The organism is Luteimonas sp. A649 (genome assembly GCF_054072735.1).
Map to the genome: position 1 here is coordinate 200,076 of NZ_JBSVRQ010000002.1, position 18,891 is coordinate 218,966.

The 18,891-nt window shown below is 70.4% G+C and carries 15 protein-coding genes and 1 pseudogene; 4 read left to right on the plus strand and 12 right to left on the minus strand.

What is annotated here, in order from left to right; all coding sequences use genetic code 11:
• Positions 1–12: 12 nt before the first annotated feature.
• The 6 genes from ACW5E8_RS10430 to ACW5E8_RS10455 all read right to left on the minus strand — a co-directional run bounded on the left by ACW5E8_RS10430 (position 13) and on the right by ACW5E8_RS10455 (position 7,686).
• Entirely contained in the window at positions 13–1,626 is a 1,614-nt protein-coding gene (locus ACW5E8_RS10430) for an NAD(P)/FAD-dependent oxidoreductase (protein WP_456965462.1), read from the minus strand.
• Positions 1,626–2,462, minus strand: coding sequence for a glycosyltransferase family 2 protein (locus tag ACW5E8_RS10435; protein WP_456965463.1), 837 nt, complete (start codon positions 2,460–2,462; stop codon positions 1,626–1,628). The genes ACW5E8_RS10430 and ACW5E8_RS10435 overlap by 1 nt, the downstream gene beginning before the upstream one ends.
• Positions 2,455–3,246: a beta-ketoacyl synthase chain length factor gene (locus ACW5E8_RS10440; protein ID WP_456965464.1), complete on the minus strand. Its 792-nt coding sequence runs from the start codon at positions 3,244–3,246 to the stop codon at positions 2,455–2,457. The genes ACW5E8_RS10435 and ACW5E8_RS10440 overlap by 8 nt, the downstream gene beginning before the upstream one ends.
• On the minus strand, positions 3,243–4,439 hold the full coding sequence (locus ACW5E8_RS10445) for a beta-ketoacyl-[acyl-carrier-protein] synthase family protein (RefSeq protein ID WP_456965737.1): 1,197 nt from the start codon (positions 4,437–4,439) through the stop codon (positions 3,243–3,245). The genes ACW5E8_RS10440 and ACW5E8_RS10445 overlap by 4 nt, the downstream gene beginning before the upstream one ends.
• A 153-nt stretch (positions 4,440–4,592) precedes the next feature.
• Positions 4,593–6,848, minus strand: a complete 2,256-nt coding sequence (locus ACW5E8_RS10450) for a S9 family peptidase (RefSeq protein WP_456965465.1) — start codon at positions 6,846–6,848, stop codon at positions 4,593–4,595.
• 136 nt (positions 6,849–6,984) lie between these two features.
• Positions 6,985–7,686 (minus strand): glutathione S-transferase N-terminal domain-containing protein, encoded by a 702-nt coding sequence (locus ACW5E8_RS10455; RefSeq protein WP_456965466.1) that lies wholly within the window; start codon positions 7,684–7,686, stop codon positions 6,985–6,987.
• A 216-nt stretch (positions 7,687–7,902) separates the two neighbouring features.
• Between ACW5E8_RS10455 and ACW5E8_RS10460 the strand changes: the two genes are divergently transcribed.
• The 3 genes from ACW5E8_RS10460 to uvrD all read left to right on the plus strand — a co-directional run bounded on the left by ACW5E8_RS10460 (position 7,903) and on the right by uvrD (position 13,817).
• Positions 7,903–8,505, plus strand: coding sequence for a TIGR00645 family protein (locus ACW5E8_RS10460; protein WP_456965738.1), 603 nt, complete (start codon positions 7,903–7,905; stop codon positions 8,503–8,505).
• A gap of 132 nt (positions 8,506–8,637) precedes the next feature.
• Positions 8,638–11,598: a bifunctional diguanylate cyclase/phosphodiesterase gene (locus ACW5E8_RS10465; RefSeq protein WP_456965467.1), complete on the plus strand. Its 2,961-nt coding sequence runs from the start codon at positions 8,638–8,640 to the stop codon at positions 11,596–11,598.
• Between the two features lie 38 nt (positions 11,599–11,636).
• The gene (uvrD, locus tag ACW5E8_RS10470) at positions 11,637–13,817 is read left to right on the plus strand and encodes a DNA helicase II (protein ID WP_456965468.1); all 2,181 of its coding nucleotides are present in this window, start codon (positions 11,637–11,639) and stop codon (positions 13,815–13,817) included.
• A 6-nt stretch (positions 13,818–13,823) separates the two neighbouring features.
• Here uvrD and ACW5E8_RS10475 read toward each other — a convergent pair whose 3' ends face one another.
• Positions 13,824–14,069: a hypothetical protein gene (locus ACW5E8_RS10475; RefSeq protein WP_456965469.1), complete on the minus strand. Its 246-nt coding sequence runs from the start codon at positions 14,067–14,069 to the stop codon at positions 13,824–13,826.
• 127 nt (positions 14,070–14,196) lie between these two features.
• Between ACW5E8_RS10475 and ACW5E8_RS10480 the strand changes: the two genes are divergently transcribed.
• Positions 14,197–14,880, plus strand: a complete 684-nt coding sequence (locus tag ACW5E8_RS10480; protein ID WP_456965470.1) for a hypothetical protein — start codon at positions 14,197–14,199, stop codon at positions 14,878–14,880.
• 76 nt (positions 14,881–14,956) lie between these two features.
• On the opposite strand, the gene ACW5E8_RS10485 is transcribed toward ACW5E8_RS10480, so the two are convergent.
• From ACW5E8_RS10485 to ACW5E8_RS10505, 5 genes and pseudogenes are all read right to left on the minus strand, one after another.
• A complete protein-coding gene (locus ACW5E8_RS10485; RefSeq protein ID WP_456965471.1) occupies positions 14,957–16,918 on the minus strand; it encodes a S9 family peptidase in 1,962 nt (653 codons plus the stop codon).
• Between the two features lie 5 nt (positions 16,919–16,923).
• A pseudogene (locus tag ACW5E8_RS10490) lies at positions 16,924–17,232 on the minus strand (DUF418 domain-containing protein); the annotation flags it as partial.
• 101 nt (positions 17,233–17,333) lie between these two features.
• Positions 17,334–17,669: a manganese efflux pump gene (locus tag ACW5E8_RS10495; RefSeq protein ID WP_456965472.1), complete on the minus strand. Its 336-nt coding sequence runs from the start codon at positions 17,667–17,669 to the stop codon at positions 17,334–17,336.
• A gap of 160 nt (positions 17,670–17,829) precedes the next feature.
• A complete protein-coding gene (locus ACW5E8_RS10500; RefSeq protein WP_456965473.1) occupies positions 17,830–18,561 on the minus strand; it encodes a DUF502 domain-containing protein in 732 nt (243 codons plus the stop codon).
• Positions 18,552–18,839, minus strand: a complete 288-nt coding sequence (locus ACW5E8_RS10505; RefSeq protein ID WP_456965474.1) for a DUF2782 domain-containing protein — start codon at positions 18,837–18,839, stop codon at positions 18,552–18,554. The genes ACW5E8_RS10500 and ACW5E8_RS10505 overlap by 10 nt, the downstream gene beginning before the upstream one ends.
• Positions 18,840–18,891: the final 52 nt, after the last annotated feature.

Consider the following 18,891-nt stretch of genomic DNA (forward strand, 5'->3'; position numbering starts at 1 on the left):
CCGGTTCGGGGGTCAGGCAGCGCGGTACCAGACGGGAGGAAGCGAGGGCGCGGACGGCGGATGCTCCGCAAGCAGCGCGTCAAGCCCGTGGGCGTCGATGGCCGGATGCGACAGGCGCGCGTAGGCAAGGATCTCGGCGGCCAACGCCTGCATGCGGGCGATGTTGGCGCCGATGCGTGCATCGAAGGCCGCGTCGTCGAGCACGTCGCGCAGCCCGCGGTTGAGTTCGTGGAACCAGTCGATCAGGTACTGGTCGAGCTGCCGTCCGGGACCGGGCTCCAGGGCATCCGCGTTGCGCTCGCCCCACTCGCGCAGCAAAGGCTGCACGGCGCGGTTGAGCGCGCTGCCGCGCTCGAACAGAGGCCGCAACCGCGAATACATCGCCACATCGGTGATGCGCCCGGCGAAGAACACCGGCGCCAGCAGCGCCCAGTAGAAGGTGTAGTCCCAGATCACCTTGACCGGCATGACCTGCTCGTCGCCGAACAGCGCGTACTGGTCCTGGTACAGCGGCATCGTGTTTTCGTAGAACGAGAAGTACAGCTGTTCGTACAGCGTCGCGTGCGGCGCGAACGGCCCGCCGGCGCGGTCGCGCGCCACCAGGTCGGTGATGTAGGTGTTGGCGATGGCGATGAAGTCGCTGCCCGGCGAGTAGAACGGGTCCAGGAACAGTCCGGCCTCGCCGGTCAGCGCCCAGCGCTCGCCAAACACCTGGCGGCAGCCGTGGGAGAAGTGGCGGAGGAAGCGGAAGTCCTTCACCGCATGCCCGTCGAGCGCCTGGGCCACGCGCGGCTGGTGCCGGCGCAGCCAGTCCATGGCCTTGTCGTGGCTGTCCATGCCGTCGAGCGGATGCAATGTCGCGTCGCAGACGATGCCCAGCGAGTGCGCACCCGAGGCCAGCGGGATCAGCCAGAACCAGTAGCCGGTGCCGCACATGTGGTTGGTCGAGCGCCAGCGGTCGGGCGGCGTGCAGCGTGCCACCCAGTCGGGATCGTCGGACCAGTCGTTGGGATCCACGATGCCGTCGACGCGCCACCAGACCGCATTGGCGTCGTGGTCGTTGGCCTGGGCCAGGCCAAGCTTGCGCTTGAGCACGCCGGCGCGGCCGCTGGCGTCCACCACCCAGCGCGCGTCGAGGACGCCCTCATCGCCCTCGCGCGACCAGGTGATGCGGTGGTCGTCGCCGCCTTCGCCCAGCGCGACGCCGCGCACGACCGTGCCGTGGCGGAGATCGATGTCCTGCGCGCGCGCGCGTTCGCCCAGCATGTTCTCGAAGCGGCCGCGGTCGATCTGCCATGAGGGCGTTGGCAACAGCCGGCTGACCCCGATTTCGGTGCAGCGGTCGATGTCGCTGCGGCCATCGGAAAAGAAGAAGCGGAAGCCGAACTTGCGGATCTGTTCGCCTTCGAGGTGCTCGCGCAGGCCCAGCGTCCGGGCGAGGTAGTGCGCGCCGATCTCGACCGTGGATTCACCGACCTTGAAGGCGGCCTCGGGCGCGGCGTCTGCGCGACGCTCGAACACCGTGATCGAAAGGGCCGGGTCGGCCTGGCGGAGCTGCAGTGCCAGCGTCAGGCCGGCCAATCCGCCGCCCAGGATCGCGACGTCCACGCGTTGCGCATTGTCCATCAGCCGTAGCCTCCCTTGGTCTTGTTGGTGCCGTCGCCCGCCTGCGGGGCAGCGAACTGGCCGTTGCTGTCGTCGATGACCGGCGGCGTGCGCCGTGTCCTCGCGTACTCGGCGACCACGTTGCCATTGCCCAGCACCTGCGTGATCACGTGCGAGGTGATCGCCCACAGGTCGCGGAACAGGCGGAAGTGGCTCTTGCGGAATTCCAGCGGCTCTTCGGCGCAGGCGTAGCGGGTCTCGATCGGCACCGCGACCACCCCGGCGCCGGCGCGTGCGGCGGCAATCAGCATCTGTGCCTCGAACACGAAGCCTTCGCCGGCCACGTCACGCAGCGTGAACACCTCGCGCGGATACAGGCGCTGCCCGCTCTGGCTGTCGACCACTCGGAAGCCGCAGGCCCAGCTGATGCCCCAGTCGCCGAAGTCGTTGCCCAGGCGCCGGTGCGGCGGCTGCGAGGCGCGCTTGCGCAGCCGCGCGCCGACGATCACGCAGCCGGGATGGCGGTTGGCGGAGGCCACGAGCCGCGCGATGTCGGCGGCATCGTGCTGGCCGTCGCCGTCCATCGTGACCACCGCGCGCGCACCCAGGCGCTCGGCCTCGGCAAAGCCGTTGCGCAGGGCGGCGCCCTTGCCCATGCGTTGCGGATGGCGCAGCACGCGCACCGGAAGATCGGCGATGCGTTCAACGGTGTCGTCGTCGGAGCCGTCGTCGACCACGATCACGTTCGGCACCTGCGCCAGCGCGGCTTCGACCACGCCGCGGATGCGCAGCGATTCGTTCAGCGCGGGGATCACCACCGCGACGTCCTCGCGGCGCAGCGGGGCCTGGTCAGCCATGCGCGAGCTCCACGCGAAGCGTGCGGCCGTGGCCGGCATGCAGCAGTGCGAGGTCGCTGTGGCCGGCCAGCGCGTCGAACAGCGGCAGCATGGGCGCCATGGCGTTGGCGGCGCCGCGGCGCGCGAGGGGGCCGTGGCGCGTGGGTGCGTCGGCGTCGACCAGGGTCGCGCGCAGCAGGGTGCCGTGACCATCGCCGGCGCGCGCACAGCCGGCCAGCACCAGCGCGCCGCCCAGCAGTCCGCTGCTGGGCGATACCGCGCCCAGCGGGCCGGCGCCCGCGGTGTCGTAGGCGGCCAGCAGCACGGCCTCGTCGCCGCAAGCGATCTGCGCCAGGGCTTCCAGCAGGCCCTGCGCGAAGCTGGCGCGGTGCGCGCTCAGGGCAGTGGCGGGATGCAGGCAGCCGGTACCGATCGTCCAGTAGCCGGCAGCGGCGTTGTGCACCGAGTTGTGGAACCTGGTGGGCGAGATCGCGCGCGGGTCGTCGGCCAGCGTCGCGCACATGTAATCGGTGATCGCGAGGTCGCCGTGCGTGGAGGCGAAGACCGAGGGCAGGGTTGCCGGATCGCGGCCGGCGGCCTCGCAGGCGGCCAGCGCGACTTCAAGCGCCACCGCCACCGACGGCGGGGCGCGGCGGCGCTCGTTGGGCGCCAGCAGCCGCGGTGAGGGCTTGCCACTCTCGCCCACCGCGACGCCATTGGACACGTGGTCGAGCGCGGCCTGCCACGACGGCAGTCCGTCCGCCCAGAAGCCGATGCCCTCGATGCATGCAGTGAGCGTGTTCATGCGCGGCCGAACACCAGGCTGGCGTTGTTGCCGCCGAAGCCGAAGGAATTGTTCATTGCATATCGGATCGTCGGGTCCTCGGCGTTGCCGAAGCGGATCTGTGGACCGCAGACGGGATCCGGGATTTCACTGTGCAGGATGCCGGGGAGCAGGCCGTGCTCGAGCGCGATCAGCGCGAACACCGACTCGACGATGCCCGCGGCGCCGAGCGTGTGCCCGGTCCAGCCCTTGGTGGAGCTGGCATGCAGGGTCGGCGGGAACATCGCCGCCACCGCGGCCGCCTCGACGGCGTCGTTGGCCGGCGTGGAGGTCCCATGCAGGTTGAGGTAGCCGACGTCGGCCGCATCGATCCCCGCGCGTGCGAGCGCGTCGCGCATGGCAAGCGTCGCCCCCAGGCCCTCGGGGTGCGGTGCCGACATGTGGTGGGCATCGCTGGATTCGCCGTAGCCGCGCAGCTGCAGGCCCCGGCTCCCGGACGTGGTGCGCTCGAGCATGGCGAATCCACCGGCCTCGCCCAGCGACAGGCCGTCGCGGTCGCGGTCGAAGGGCCGGCAGGGATTGGCCGAGACCAGGCCCAGCGAATTGAAGCCGAACAGCACGCTGCCGCACAGGGTGTCGACGCCGCCCACCAGCGCGGCATCGACCAGCCCCGCATTGATCAGCCGGGCCGCCTGCGCGAACACCTTGGCGCTCGACGAGCAGGCCGTGGCCACCGTCACGCAGGGGCCGCGCAGGCCGGTGGCGGCCTGCACGAAATCCCCCAGCGAATGCGGCGTATGCACGATCGGCCGCGCCAGGTCGGCGGGGAAGGCGGGCATGCCGTCGGCGCCGGGAACCAGGCGCGAGTAGGCTTCTTCGCTGGCGCCGATGCTCGAGGTCGAGGTGCCGATCACCACCGCGACGCGTTCCGCGCCATGGCGAGTGCGCACGGCCTCGATGGTGTCCATGAGTCCGTCGTGCTGCAGCGCCATCCAGGCCAGGCGGTTGTTGCGGCAGTCCCACTGCGCGAACGCGGCGGGCAAGGCTTCGTCTTCAAGCCCATCCACGCGACCGATCCATGCCGGCAGTGGATCGGGTCCGAAGTCGTTGGATCGCAGTCCGCCACGGCGTGCGCGCAGCGCATTGACCTGCGCGACGCGGCCGCGGCCGAGGGCGGTGGTGGCGGTGTAGGCGGTGATCGCCAGGGCCGGCATCGGCATGGGGGGCAACGGCGGCGATGACGGCAAGGCAGGGGTCCGGCGATGGAAAGGAGGCGAGTATAGCCACGGCCGTGGAGTGGCCGGATGATGGAGGAGCTTCCCGCAAGGCTGCCCCCAGGCGCTCCCGGGGCAACCCGCGAACGCCCCTCAGGGCGCCAGGCAGCGCCCGAGGAAGCGTTCCGCAAGCCGGTACCGGTGCAGCGCGTCCGCGCCGCGCAGTCCATGCTTCGCGCCCGGATACGTCATCAGCTCGAAGCGCGTGCCCGCGGCCTGCAGCCGTGACATCAGCGCGGTGGCGTTGCTGAAGAGCACGTTGTCGTCCGCCATGCCGTGCACCAAAAGCAGCGCGTCGTCGCGGATGCCGTCGAGGTGGGTGAAGACGCTGGCGACGCGGTAGCCGTCGACGTTCGCCTTTGGCAGGCCCATGTAGCGCTCGGTGTAGTGCGTGTCGTACAGCGCCCAGTCGGCCACCGGCGCGCCGGCGATGCCGCACCTGAAATCATCCGGCGCCTGTCCCAGCAGCATCAGCGTCATGTAGCCGCCGTTGGACCAGCCGTGCACGCCGATGCGCTCGCCGTCGACCCCGGGCTGCGCGCGCAGCCATTCCACGCCCTTGCGCTGGTCGGCGACCTCCACCGTGCCCTGCTTGCCGTACAGGGCGCCGCCGAAGTCGCGCCCGCGCCGCGGGGTGCCGCGGTTGTCGAGCGAGAACACCACGTAGCCCTGCTGGGCCAGGTACTGGTTGAAGAAGGCGTCGGCGCGGCCGGGCCAGGCGTCGAGCACGGTCTGCGCGGCGGGGCCGCCGTAGACGTACACCACCACGGGGTGCGACGTCCCGGGATCGAAACCGGCCGGTTTGATCACGCTGTAGTGCAGCGGCGTGCTGCCGTCGGCGGCGGTGAGCGTGCCGAACTCCGTGGGCAGGTGGGCGCCCATGTGCCGCGCATACGGGTGCGCGGGATCGGCGGGGTCGTTCTCGAGCAGCGCCGCGATGCGGCGGCCGTCGGCGCGATACAGCTCCAGCTGCGGCGGCGTGCGCGTGTTCGACCAGCTGTCGACGTAGACGCTGCCGTTGTCGGCGAAGGTGATCGCGTGGGTGCCGGGCGTGCTGGTCAGTTCGACCACGTCGCCACCGGCCAGTGGCACCGAATACAGCGCGCGCTGCGTCGGCGATGCGCGCCCGGCGGTGAAATAGGCGAGGCCGCGCGCCTCGTCCACCGCTTCCAGCGCATCCACCGGCCAGTCGCCACTTGTCAGCTGCGTCATCCCCGAGCCGTCCGCGTCGGCGATGTACAGGTGCTCGAAGCCGTCGCGCTCCGACGACCACAGGAAGCGGCCGTCGGCGAGGAAGCGCAGGTTGTCGTGCAGCGGCACCCAGGTGTCGGACGTCTCCGTCACCAGCGTGCGCTGGCGGCCGCCGGCCAGTTCCACTTCGACCAGCTCGAGCAGCTGCTGCTCGCGCGACTGGCGCTGGAAGGCCAGGCGCTGTGGATCGCGCCAGTCGACGCGCGCCAGGTAGATGTCCGCATCGGTGCCAAGGTCGATGTGGGTCGGTGCGGCGTCGGGCTGGCCGGGGCGGGTAACGAACAATTCGATCCGCACGTTCGGGTCGCCGGCGGCGGGATAGCGCTGCTCGACCACTTCGGTGCGATCCGGGTAGACCTCGTAGCGCTTCTGCAGTGGCACCGGCGATTCATCGATGCGCGCATAGGCGATGGCGGAGTCGTCGGGCGCCCACCAGTAGCCGGTGTGGCGGGCCATCTCTTCGTCGGCCACGAACTCGGCCACGCCGTTGCCGATGGCGCCGCCGCCATCGCGCGTGAGCTGCACTTCGTCGCCGCTGGCCAGGTCGACCACCCAGAGGTTGCGGCCGCGGATGAAGCTGACGTAGCCGCCCTTGGGCGATACCCGCGGGTCGGTCGCGAAGCCTTCGCCGCTGGTCACCCGGCGCACGGCCTCGGCGCCGGACCGGTCGAGGTCGTACAGATAGAGTTCGCCGCCCAGCGGGAACAGGAGGTGGCGCGAGTCCGGCGCCCACTGGTAGTCGACGATGCCCGACAGCGCGGCGATGCGCTGGCGCTCGCGGCGCGCCTTCTCCTCGTCGCTGAGCACTTCGTCGCCGGGCTGCACCACGGCGGAGTCCACCAGCATCGCGGTCCGGCCGCTGGCGACGTCGAAGGCCCAGAGGTCGAGGCGGTTACGGTCGCTGTCCTTGCCGCGCAGGAAGGTCACCCGCGAGCCGTCGGGCGCGACGCGCGGCTTGAGCAGGGTCGGCCCCGACAGCGGCGCGTCGCCGGTGATGGCCTCCAGCGTCAGCGGAACCGTGCGGGATGCGTCGGGTGGAGCGGCGTGGGCGGGGGCGAGGGTCAGTGTCATCAGGGCGGTGGCCAGCAGCAGTCGCATGGGGCGTTCCGGGACGGTGGAAGCCGACATGATGCCGCAGGACCGCAAGCGGCCTCTCCGGACGGTGGTCCGAACCGGGCAGGGACACCGCGTCCGGCCCGGGCAAAGACGGGCGGGATCGCAGTGGCACGCCGCTTCAGCGGCCTCCGGGGCCCTGGCCGAACAGCAGCGCCTTCTCCGCGTCGGACATCGGCTTGCCCGCGTCGGGATTCACCTCTTTCGCAAGCGCATACGCGCGCTGCGTGGCCGGACGCGCGGCGATCACGGCCTGCCACCGCCGGACTTCGGGGAAGGGGCCGAGATCCAGCGGCGCCCTGTCGTAGGCGTCGATCCAGGGATAGGCGGCCATGTCGGCGATGCCGTAGTCGTCGCCGGCGATGAACGCGCGGCCCTCCAGGCGCCTGTCGAGCACGCCGAGGAGCCGCTGCGCTTCCCTGGTGTAGCGCTCGATCGCATACGGGATCGGCTCCGGCGCGTAGACATTGAAGTGGCCGTACTGGCCGGTCATCGGCCCCAGCCCGGCCATCTGCCAGAACAGCCATTCCAGCGCCTGGATGCGGCCGCGGGCGTCGGCGGGCAGGAAGCGGCCGGTCTTTTCCGCCAGGTACAGCAGGATCGCGCCGGACTCGAACACGCTCTGCGGCGCGCCGGCGTCGGCGGGCGCGTGGTCGACGATGGCCGGCATCTTGTTGTTGGGCGAGATCGCCAGGAAATCCGCTTCGAACTGCGCGCCCTTGCCGATGTCGACCGGGTGGATGCGGTAGTCCAGCCCCGCTTCCTCGAGGAACAGGGCGACCTTGTGCCCGTTGGGAGTGGGCCAGTAGTAGAGGTCGATCATGCCGGTTCTCCTGGAGGTGGATCGGCCAGTCTAGGTGCCTTCGGGCCGTGGCGGCGCCACCGGTCCGCAACGCAGCGTCGCGGGTCCCGCGGCCGGCGCCACCCCGGGCGGCAACGCGGCGCTTGGCAGCGGCGGGGTGCGGCCGCTACGCTTCGCCGGTTTTTCCCAACGCCAAGGATTCCCGTGTCGCAATCGCAAGTTCCCAGGCTCGGTCTGCTGCCCTACCTGATCTTCAGTTCGCGCTGGCTGCAGCTGCCGCTGTACATGGGCCTGATCGCGGCGCAGTGCGTGTATGTGTTCCTGTTCGGCAAGGAGCTGCTGCACCTGATCCAGCTGACCCCGTCGCTGGGCGAGCAGGACATCATGCTGATCGTGCTCGGCCTGATCGACGTGGTGATGATTTCCAACCTGCTGGTGATGGTGATCGTCGGCGGCTACGAGACCTTCGTCTCCCGCCTGGGGCTGAAGGGCCATCCGGACCAGCCGGAATGGCTGTCGCACGTCAACGCCAGCGTGCTCAAGGTCAAGCTGGCGATGGCGATCATCGGCATCTCCTCGATCCACCTGCTCAAGACCTTCATCGAAGCCGGCACGCTCGGCAGCGGCCTGCCGCACTGCACGTCGGCCGAAGGCATTGCCGCCGTCGCGGCCGCCGCCGCGGCCAGTCTGAAGGGCAAGGCCTGCACCAACGCCACCGAGCTCGGTGTACTGTGGCAGACGATGATCCACTTCGCATTCATCCTCTCGGCGATCGGCATCGCCTGGACCGACAAGCTGATGACTGCCGTGGCCAGCGGCCGTCGAGACGCCGCGCATTGAGCCCGCGCTCCGGGTCGGAGCAACCACCCTGCGTTGACGCGGCGGCGCCCAGCATGGGGTGATGGCAGGAATCCGCACCAGCTCCTCCGGCGGCATCGGGTACGGCAGGTGAGTGCGCCGGGTCGGGGTGGCATGGGTCTGGGGGCCGTGCGCGCGCGTCGCGCCTGGCGTGTCGGGGGCGCCCTGTTCCTCTGCGTGCTGGTGGCCGCGGTGGTGGTGGCCCTGAACGACCTGCGCGTGCGCCGCGAGGCCGGCGAGCGCTACGTGCAGGCGCTGGTCGACAGCCATGCGCGGCAGGTGGGACAGGAGATCGCCAACATCGAGCGCGCCTTCGACGGCCTTGCCGATGGCGTGGCGGCCGTCCAGGCGCTGGCGCCGGAGGCTGCGCCGGTGGTTGCGCGCGAAGCGATGGCCAACATCGCCGCAGGCAACCGGCGCATCAGGACCATGCGCGTGGATCCCGTGGCGCCGGACTTCCTGCCTCCCGGCGGGGCGGTGCCCGGCCGCCTGTACCTCGGCAGGCCCGGCCCGGCTGCCGGTGGCCGCTGGGGCATTCCGATCGCGATGCAGCTCGAAGCCGTGCCGGCCGGACCGCGCTGGCTGCGCGCGGAGATCGACACCGAAATCTTCAGCCATATCCTGCGCGCACACGAAGTCGGCGAGCGGGGCGTCGCCTCGGTGCTCAGCGATGACGGCCTGCTCATCGCGCGCTCCGACTCGGGCACCCTGCATGCGGGTCTGGACGCGCGGACCTCGCCGGTGTTCGCCGCCCTGGCCACGCAGCCACGCGGGGTGGTGGAAAGCAGGAGCCGCCTGGACGGCGTGCGCCGGGTGGTCGGCTACCGCGCGGTGGAAGGGCAGCCCCTGGTCGCGACGGTGGGCATGACGCCCGGCGCGCTGTACGGCGGCTGGTGGGCCTTCGTCGCCACGCTGGCGCTGGGCATGCTGCTGCTGCTCGCGGCGTTGATGGTCGGGATGCGCTTCCTCGCGCGGGCCGCACTGCGCGAGTCGCAAATGCGGCAGAGCATCGCCGCAAGCGCGCATACCGTGGGCCACCTGCGCGAGCGCGTGCGCGATGCCGAGGCCCAGTACCGCCTCCTCTACCAGCGGCATCCACTGCCGGCGGTGGTCTGCGACCGCGAAAGCCTCGACATCCTCGAAGCCAATGACGCCGCACTGCACCAGTACGGCTACGATCGTGAAGCGATGACGGGACTGGGCGTCGACGACCTGCTCGCCGAGGCTTCGGCCGACGACGTGCACGGCGAAATCCAGGCCCATCCAGACGCCTACGGACGACGGATCTGGGTGCATCGCCGACGCGACGGCAGTACCTTCAGCGCGCTGATCTTCGCCTGCAACCTGGCCTCCTTCGCCAACCGGCCCGCGCGCCTGATCCTGGCGCTGGACGTGAGCGACCGGATCCGCGCGGAGGCCAACCTGGACCTCCTGCGCCGTGCAGTGGAAGCCTCGGAAGAAGGCGTGTTCATCATCGAGCTGGCGCGCGGGGTGGCGGTGTATGGCAACGCCGCATGCCTGCGGCTCACGGGCGTGGACGCGAACCTGGAGCCGTCGGTGGAGGATGCCGCGGCCATGGGCATCCTGGACGCCGATGCCCGCGCGGCCCTGCTCGGCGCGCTGCGGCGCAGCGAGGATTTCGCCGTGGAATGGGCGGATGCGCGCGGACCCGACCTGCCGCGCTGGCTGGAAATCCGCATGTCGCCGGTAAGCGGCGAAGGACACCGGCCGACGCACTTCGTCGGCATCGTGACCGACATCACCGAGCGCAAGCGCGTGGCTGCGGACATGGCCTACCGCGCCAGCCACGACGCCCTGACCGGGCTGGCCAACCGGGACCGGCTGGTGGCAACGATCGACGACGCCATCGCCCGCGATGCGGCTGGCCGGCTGGCGGTCTGCCATCTCGATCTCGACCGTTTCCAGCTGGTCAACGACAGCCTTGGCCATGGCGTCGGCGACGAGCTGCTGGTGGCGGTGGCGCGGAAGCTGGAGGCGGCTGCCGGAGCGCGCGCGCAGGTGGCGCGGCTGGGTGGCGACGAGTTCGGGGTGCTGCTGCACTGCGATGGCGATGCGGAGGTCGCCGCGCGCGTGGAAGCCCTGCGCGCGGCGGTCGCGGGCAGCAGCGAGGTGCGCGGAGTGGCCCTGCACGTGACGCCCAGCCTCGGCTACGGCTGCTACCCCGCCGACGGCAATGACGGGAACGCGCTGCTGCGCGCGGCCAGCCAGGCCGGGGCGCAGGCCAAGCGCCTGGGCCGCAACCGCAGCGTCGCGTACAGGCCGGAGTTCGATCCGCGCGCGGGCGACCGCCTGCTGCTGGTGCAGGAGCTCCATCGCGCACTCGAGCGCGAGGAGTTCGAGCTCGCCTTCCAGCTGCAGTTCGACGTCGGCGACCGGCCGCTGGGCATGGAGGCCCTCGTGCGCTGGCGTCATCCCGAGCGCGGCCTGCTGGGTCCCCATGCCTTCATGGATGCCTGCGAGGATTCCGGCCTCGTGCTGCCTCTCGGCCGCTGGGTGCTGCGCGAGGCCGCGCGCCGCTGGTGCTTGCTCGACGAACGCGGCTGGGGCCGGCTGCGCATGGGGGTCAACGTGTCCGCGCTGCAGATCCAGGGCCACCTGGTCGACGATGTCGCGCAGGCGATGCACGACTACGGCCTGCCGCGCTGCGCACTGGAGCTCGAGCTCACCGAGAGCGTGTTGCTCGCCAGCCCCGATGCGGCGCGCCGGGTGATGGAGGCCCTGAGCGACCTCGGCGTGTCGATCGCGATCGATGATTTCGGCATCGGCTATTCCAGCCTGGCCTACCTCAAGCTCCTGCCGCTGCAGCGCCTCAAGCTGGACCAGTCCTTCGTGCGCGACCTCGGCCGCGACCCCGACAACGAGGCGATCTGCATGGCGATCCTGGGCATGGCGCAGAGCCTCGAGCTGCGGGTCACGGCCGAAGGCGTGGAAACCGTGTACCAGCATGAATGGCTGCGTTCGCGCGGCTGCGAGGAGTTCCAGGGCTACCTGCTGGCGATGCCGGCGCCGTTCGACGAGGTGTTGGAACGCCTGGGGCCGGGCCCCGGCCGCTGAATCCCGGCTTGCGCGACAGGGTCGCGTAAAATGGCGCGATGGATGTCTCCCACCTGCTCGACGGCCTCAACGACGCCCAGCGCGAGGCCGTGTCGGCACCGCCCGGCCATTACCTCGTGCTCGCCGGTGCCGGCTCCGGCAAGACCCGCGTGCTCACCCACCGCGTCGCCTGGCTGAACGAGGTCTTCGGGGTGCCGGTGCACGGCATCTTCGCGGTCACCTTCACCAACAAGGCCGCGGCCGAGATGAGGCACCGCGCTGACGCGCTGCTGCGCAATGGCGCGCGCGGGCTGTGGATCGGCACCTTCCACGGCCTCGCCCACCGCCTGCTGCGCCTGCACTGGCAGGACGCGAAATTGCCCGAGGCCTTCCAGATCCTCGACTCCGACGACCAGCTGCGCATGGTGAAGCGCGTGGTCCAGCAGCTGGAGCTCGACGAGGCGCGCTTCCCGCCGCGGCAGATCGCCTGGTGGATCAACGCGCAGAAGGACGAGGGCCGGCGCCCGGCGCACATCCAGGACGGCCAGGACGAGTGGGGCTCGGTGATGCTCAAGGCCTACGCGCTCTACCAGGAGCGCTGCGACCGCGCCGGGCTGGTCGACTTCGCCGAGATCCTGCTGCGCGCGCACGAACTGCTACGTGATACGCCGGTGCTGCTGGCGCACTACCGCCAGCGCTTCGCGCACCTGATGGTCGACGAGTTCCAGGACACCAACGCCATCCAGTACGGTTTCATCCGCCTTTTGGCGGGCGACGCTGGCCAGGTGTTCGTGGTCGGCGACGACGACCAGGCGATCTACGGCTGGCGCGGCGCCAAGGTCGAGAACGTGCAGCGCTTCCTGCAGGACTTCCCGGGCGCGCAGACCATCCGCCTGGAGCAGAACTACCGCTCCACCGCCGCCATCCTCGATGCCGCCAACGCGGTGATCGCGCACAACCCGGGCCGCATGGGCAAGCGCCTGTGGACCGACAGCGGGCAGGGCGATCCGATCGACCTGTTCGCCGCCTACAACGAGATCGACGAGGCCGACTACATCGTCGGCCGCATCCGCGAGTGGGTGCGCGACGGCGGCAGCCACGGCGACTGTGCCGTGCTCTACCGCAGCAACGCGCAGTCGCGGATCATCGAAGAGAAGCTGCTGCAGTCGCAGGTACCCTACCGCGTGTATGGCGGCGTGCGTTTCTTCGAACGCGCGGAGGTCAAGGACACCCTGGCCTACCTGCGGCTGGTGGCCAACCGCGCCGATGACGCCGCCTTCGAGCGCGCGGTCAACACGCCCACGCGTGGCATCGGCGGACGCACGCTGGACGAGGTGCGCATGCGCGCCCGCGCCGATGGCGTGTCGCTGTGGGAGGCGTCGCTGCGCTGCGCGCAGGGCGGCGGCCTGGCAGGGCGTGCGCGCAACGCGCTGGCGGCCTTCCACGCGCTGGTCGATGCCATCGAAGGCGAGCTCGGCGACTTGCCGCTCAAGGACAAGATCGACCATGTGCTGCTGCGCTCCGGCCTGCGCGAGCACTACGCGCGGGAGTCGAAGGGCAGCCTGGATTCACGCGTCGACAACCTCGACGAACTGGTGTCGGTGGCGTCTCGCTTCGTGCGCGGCGAGGACGACGAAACCGCGGCCATGGGCGAGCTGGTCGCGTTCCTCGCCTACGCCGCGCTCGAGGCCGGCGAAGGCCAGGCCCAGGCCGGCGAGGACGGCGTGCAGCTGATGACCCTGCACAGCGCCAAGGGGCTCGAGTTCCCGCTGGTGTTCCTGGCCGGCATGGAGGAGGGCCTGTTCCCCAACGCACGCTCGATCGACGAAAGCGGTCGCCTTGAAGAGGAACGGCGCCTGGCCTACGTCGGCATCACCCGTGCGCGGCAGAAGCTGGTGCTCAGCCACGCCGAGACCCGGCGCCTGCACGGCCAGGACATGTACGGCATGCCCTCGCGCTTCCTGCGCGAGATCCCGCCGGCGCTGCTCAACGACGTGCGGCCGAAGGTGCAGGTGTCGCGGCCGCGCTACCCGCAGGCGCCGCGCCGCGACTACGGGCACGCGGTGGTCGAGGAGACGCCGGGCATCGCGGTGGGCCAGGGCGTGGTCCATGCCAGCTTCGGCAGCGGCGTGGTCACCGACATCGAGGGCGGCGGTGCGCATGCCCGCGTGCAGGTCAACTTCGACGGCGCGGGCAGCAAGTGGCTGGTGCTGGCCTACGCCAAGCTGCAGCCGGCCTGAGGGCGTTCACTCGCGCAGGCGGAAGCCCGGCGACTCGTTGAGCGAGCCGTCGGGCTCGAGCACGGCCCAGCGCTCGCCCGTACGGTCGAACACCACCGGGATCGGATCCTGGAACATCGGCCGGCGCACGAACCTCAGCGTCCACTGGAAATGTTCCAGCGTGTCCAGCGCCTTGGACTGTGCAGGGGTCAGCCCGGCACGGAGCGCGGCCTGGGCTTGGGATTGGGGCTTGCGCCGCTCGCGTCCGAACATGGGGGGGATCCGTGGTGCGTCGTCCACTGCACATGCTGCCTTCCCTGCTTTGCACGCCGCGTGAATCGCGAGCCCCCGCCAGCCTGCGCTAAGCTTCGACGCTTCGGATCCGCTGACCAGGGCGCGCATGATCTTCAATGACCGGATGATGTTCATCCACATCGGCAAGACCGGCGGGTCGAGCTGTTCGGACTACCTGATCCACAACCTGCAGGGGCCGGCCTGGAACTGCCATGCCGATGCCGATCTCGAATTGGCGCCGCTTGGCATCGAGGGCATGCACCCGCGGACCGACATCAAGCGGCACTGCACGCTGCCCGAAGCGCTGGACTACGTGCACGCCATCGACGGCCGGACCATCCACGACTTCGAGAAGATCGTGACCGTGATCCGCAATCCGTACACGCTGGAATACTCGCACTACCACTACATGAAGCGGCCCGACGTGCGCGAGCGCGAGAAGGGCAACCCGGCGCTGCTGGAGCGCACCTCCGGCGACCTGCGCGACTTCGCCGCCCGCGCCGGCTACCACCGCAAGGAGACGCCGCAGGAAGGTTATTTCCTGGTCGACGGCCAGCTGCCCGGCAACGTCGAGCTGGTCCGCTACGAAGCACTGAGCGAGGCGTTCCCGCGCGCCGTGGCGCCGTTCCTGAAGCCCGGTGCCGCATTCCCCTTCCCGCACGTCAACCGCACCGGTTACGACGGCCGCGTCGACGACGAGTTGGACGCGGACGTGGAAGCGCTGATCTACCGCAAGCACCGCTACATGTTCGACAGCGGGCTGTACGCGCGGCAGGCAGTGGCCGCCTGAGGCCGCGGTAGCAAGGGGTCGGACTTCGCCGGCGGGGTGGTCACCGACATCGAGGGCGCCGGCCCGGCGGAACGCATCACTGCGCCGTGGCGGCCTCCTTCGTCCCGCCGACGTGCTCGTCGAGGAACTCCAGGTAGGCCTCCTGCGCGGTGATGCGGTTCTCGCGCTTGAGGAAGCCGTGGCCTTCGTCGGGGAACAGCACGTACTCGACCGGCACGTCGTTGGCGCGCACCGCTGCGACCAGTTCGTCCGACTCGATCTGCAGCACGCGCGGGTCATTGGCGCCCTGCACCACCAGCATCGGACGCACGATGTTGCCGGCGTGGAACAGCGGCGAGATCCTGCGGTGGCGCTCGGCGTCGGTCGCCGGATCGCCCATCTCGTCGAACAGCGCATCGCGCTGCGCGCCCCACCAGGCCGGGATCGATTCCAGGGTGCGCACCCAGTTGGTCACCCCGAAGATGTTGATGCCGGCCTCGAACGCCTCGGGATGGAACGCGAGCGCGGCGGCCGTCATGTAGCCACCGTAGGAGCCGCCCATCACCGCGACCCGGTCGCTGGCGACCCAGTCCTGCGCGCGCAGCCAGTCGCCGCCGGCCACGATGTCGCGCAGGTCGGCCTCGCCGTGGGCCTTGTCGTCCATGTGGAAGAAGGTCTTGCCGTAGCCGGACGAGCCGCGGTTGTTGGCGCCGAGCACCGCATAGCCGTGGTTGACCAGGTGCTGGGTCATCGCGGAGTAGCCGCGGCGGGTCTGCCCGCCCGGCCCGCCGTGCACGAGCACCACCGCGGGAACGGGATTGGCCGCGCTGGCGCCGCGCGGCTTGTACAGCACCGCCGGCACCTGCACGCCACCTTCGCCCGGGTAGCGGACGATGCTCGCCTCGACCAGCTGCGATTCGTCGATCGCCGGATTCAGCGCGTGGGTCAGCCGGCGCGCCTTGCCGTCGGCAAGGTCGGCGACGAACACGTCGGACGGTGACGTGTCGGAGGCCACGGTGAAGGCGACGCGGGCCTCGTCCGGCGAGAAGCGCACGCCGCCGATGTCGCCGTCCGGCAGGCCCGTGAAGGCCACCGGCTGGCCGGTCTGCGTGTCGAGCAGGGTCAGTTCGCCCTTGGCATCGGCATTGATCGCCGATACGCGATAGCGCCCCGACGGCGACCACGTCACGGACATCACGTCCCAGTCGGCCTGCACCAGCGGCGTGCGCTCGCCGCTGGCCAGGTCATGGGTCCAGGCCTGGTTGAATTCGCCATGCTCGTTGGTGGCCAGCACCAGCGCGGTCGAATCGGGCGTGAAACCGTAGCTGCCGTACGCGATGTTCCCGGTGTGCCGGGTGATCAACTCCGGCGCACCCCCGCCCTGCAGATCGGCCAGGTACACGTCCGAATCCGCCGAGGTGTTGGGCTTCTCCAGCGCCAGCCAGCGGCCATCGCGCGACACATCGGACGGATAGAACTCGCCCGAGTTCCGGAAGACCGTCTTTCCCTGCAGCGTGCCGGTATCGAAGGCGAGCAGGTCGAAGGCCTTCGGGTCGCGCGCGTTCGAGCTGATGTACAGGGTCTTGCCGTCAGGGTCGAGACCGAAGAACGAGGCCTTGACGTTGTCACCGGGCGTCAGGTCGAGCAGCGTGCCGTCGGCCTCGCGGATGTAGACGTGTGTCAGCTCGTTGCCGCCCTGGTCCGAGGCCACCACGATCCGCCCGTCGGGCAGGTAGCTGGCGGCGAACACGGTGTTGTCGGTGGAGGCGGTCAATGCCACCGGGTCGCCGCCGTCCACCGGCAGCGCGTAGGCGTTGAACACGCCGGTCCGGTCGGACGAGACCAGCAGCGACGTGCCGTCGGGCGAGAATGGCAGGCCGCTGGCGGGGGCGATGCTGAAGCTGGTGGTCTCGAAGAACTGCGCCGCGGAATACCGCGTCGCCTGGGCGTCGGAACCGGCGGCGGGAGCAGCGCTCGTCGACGGATCCTGCCCGCCGCATGCGGCAAGCAGGCCGACGGCCAGCAACGCCGGCATGTAAAGCGTATGGAATCTGCGCATGGGCATCACCTTGGCAACAGCCGGGAACACGGCAGGCCACGGTAGCAAATCGGCCGCGCCGCGGGCCGGCCTCCGCAGGTCAAGCTTCGCGGCGGTCGCGCCGCATCGGCTGCGGCTCGAGACAGGTCAGGCGTGCGCCACGCCCATTCCATGGGTGCGAACCGGAAGCGGTCCATCCACCAGCGGCTGAACACCATCTGCAGGGCGTAGATCGCGAGCGCCACGGCGATCAGGCCGGCGTACGGCAGCTTGCCCCACAGGGCCAGGCCATAGCCGTAGAACAGCAGCGAACATGCCAGTGACTGCGGCAGGTAGTTGCTCGTCGCAGAAGCGCATCATCCTCACGATGTCCTCGACCGGCTGCGCAACATCGCCTAGGAGTCCCGCGCGCCGGAGGTGCGGGCGCGGGCGTGCGTCAGGCGGCGCCGGTGAGGTGCTCGAACAGGATGAAGGCGCCGATCAGCACCAGCAGCACGCCGCCGCCGATCTCCGCGCGCTTCCCGGCCATCGCGCCGAGCACGCGTCCGAGCAGGATGCCGAGCGTCACCATCACGAAGGTGGTGAGGCCGATCACCGAGGCGACCACGAGGATGTTGACCTCGAGGAAGGCCAGGCCCACGCCGACCGCCATCGCCGCGCGCAGAGCATCGCGCAGGCGCGGCGTGCGCATCGCGGCGCCCTTGCCCACGGCCGCGGCAAAGGCGTCGGTCGACATCGCGATGCCGAGCATGAGGATCGATAGGGGGTGCATGTGCTGTCCAGGGCCGGGCGCGCGGACGACGGCATGCCGGCGCGCCCGAACCCTGCTGCGCCTGCATACCGATGGTCTCGCCAACCTGGATGGTGTCGCGCGCCACGGCAGGTGCTGCCGAGCATGTTGACGCGGACGCTTCCTCGATCAAGGAAGCAGGCTACTCCCCAACGGGGGCCTGCATTTTATCACGCGCTGTCGTACTGCCCGGCCTGGGCGCGGTGATGCCCATCGACAGGTAGACGCTGGTCAGGGTGTCGATGCCGATCTCGGCCGGCGTCACCCACTCGGCGGGCACGTACAGCAGGCCGCCGCCCACCGGGATCGGCGCCGTCGGGACCAGCACCGTGAGATACATGCGGCCCTGCAATTCGATCGGCTCCGGGTTCGGCAGCAGGCCGAGCACGGCCACGCCGTCACCACCGAAGAAGCACCACACCGGACTCATCGCGCCGATGTCGGCCTGTTGCCGGTCCCCGATCACGGAGACGAAGCGCTCCGCCAGCGCGTACACGCTGCCCACCAGCGGGATCCGGCGCATGGTGTTGTCGAGCAGGGCCTTGAACGGGCCCTTCAGCCGTGACTGCACCAGCAGGCCGAGCAGGTACACCAGGACCAGGGTCAGCAGCGTGCCCAGCAGCCAGGCCGCCATCGGGTGCGCTGCGAACCAGGCGCCGAACACGGTGAACGAGCGCCCGAACAGGCTGCTGGGACCCAGGACGCCGTTGACGATGCCCACCGCCCAGCCGAGCAGCACCAGGGTGAGCACCAGCGGCAGGACCGCCAGCAGCCCGGTCAGCCAGGTGGTGAGCAGCGGCCGCAGGCGCTTCTTCAGGCCGGAGCCGGCATCGTCGTGGCCGTGGTCGTGGCCGGGTGGCGTGATCAGTTCCACTCGAACAGCTTGAAGTAGACCGGAGACACGCCATCGCGCGCGCTGTCGACGACGCCGTCGCCGTTGCGGTCGAACAGGTAGTAGGTCGGGCCCCGTGCAGGCTGGACGCGCAGCGCGCGCAGGCGGCCGTCGACCCGGAACTCGGTAACCATGTCGCCGTTGGGCTCGGTGCGGACGGTTTCAACGGCGTTATCCGGGATCTCCTCGCCGGCTCCACCGTACGTGGCGCAGGCGGCAAGCATCAGGGCGGCAGCGAGCGCGGCGGCGAAACGGTTCATGGGGGTCTCCCGTGGGGCAGGCGCTGATTATGCGCCAGCCGCCGCGGCCACT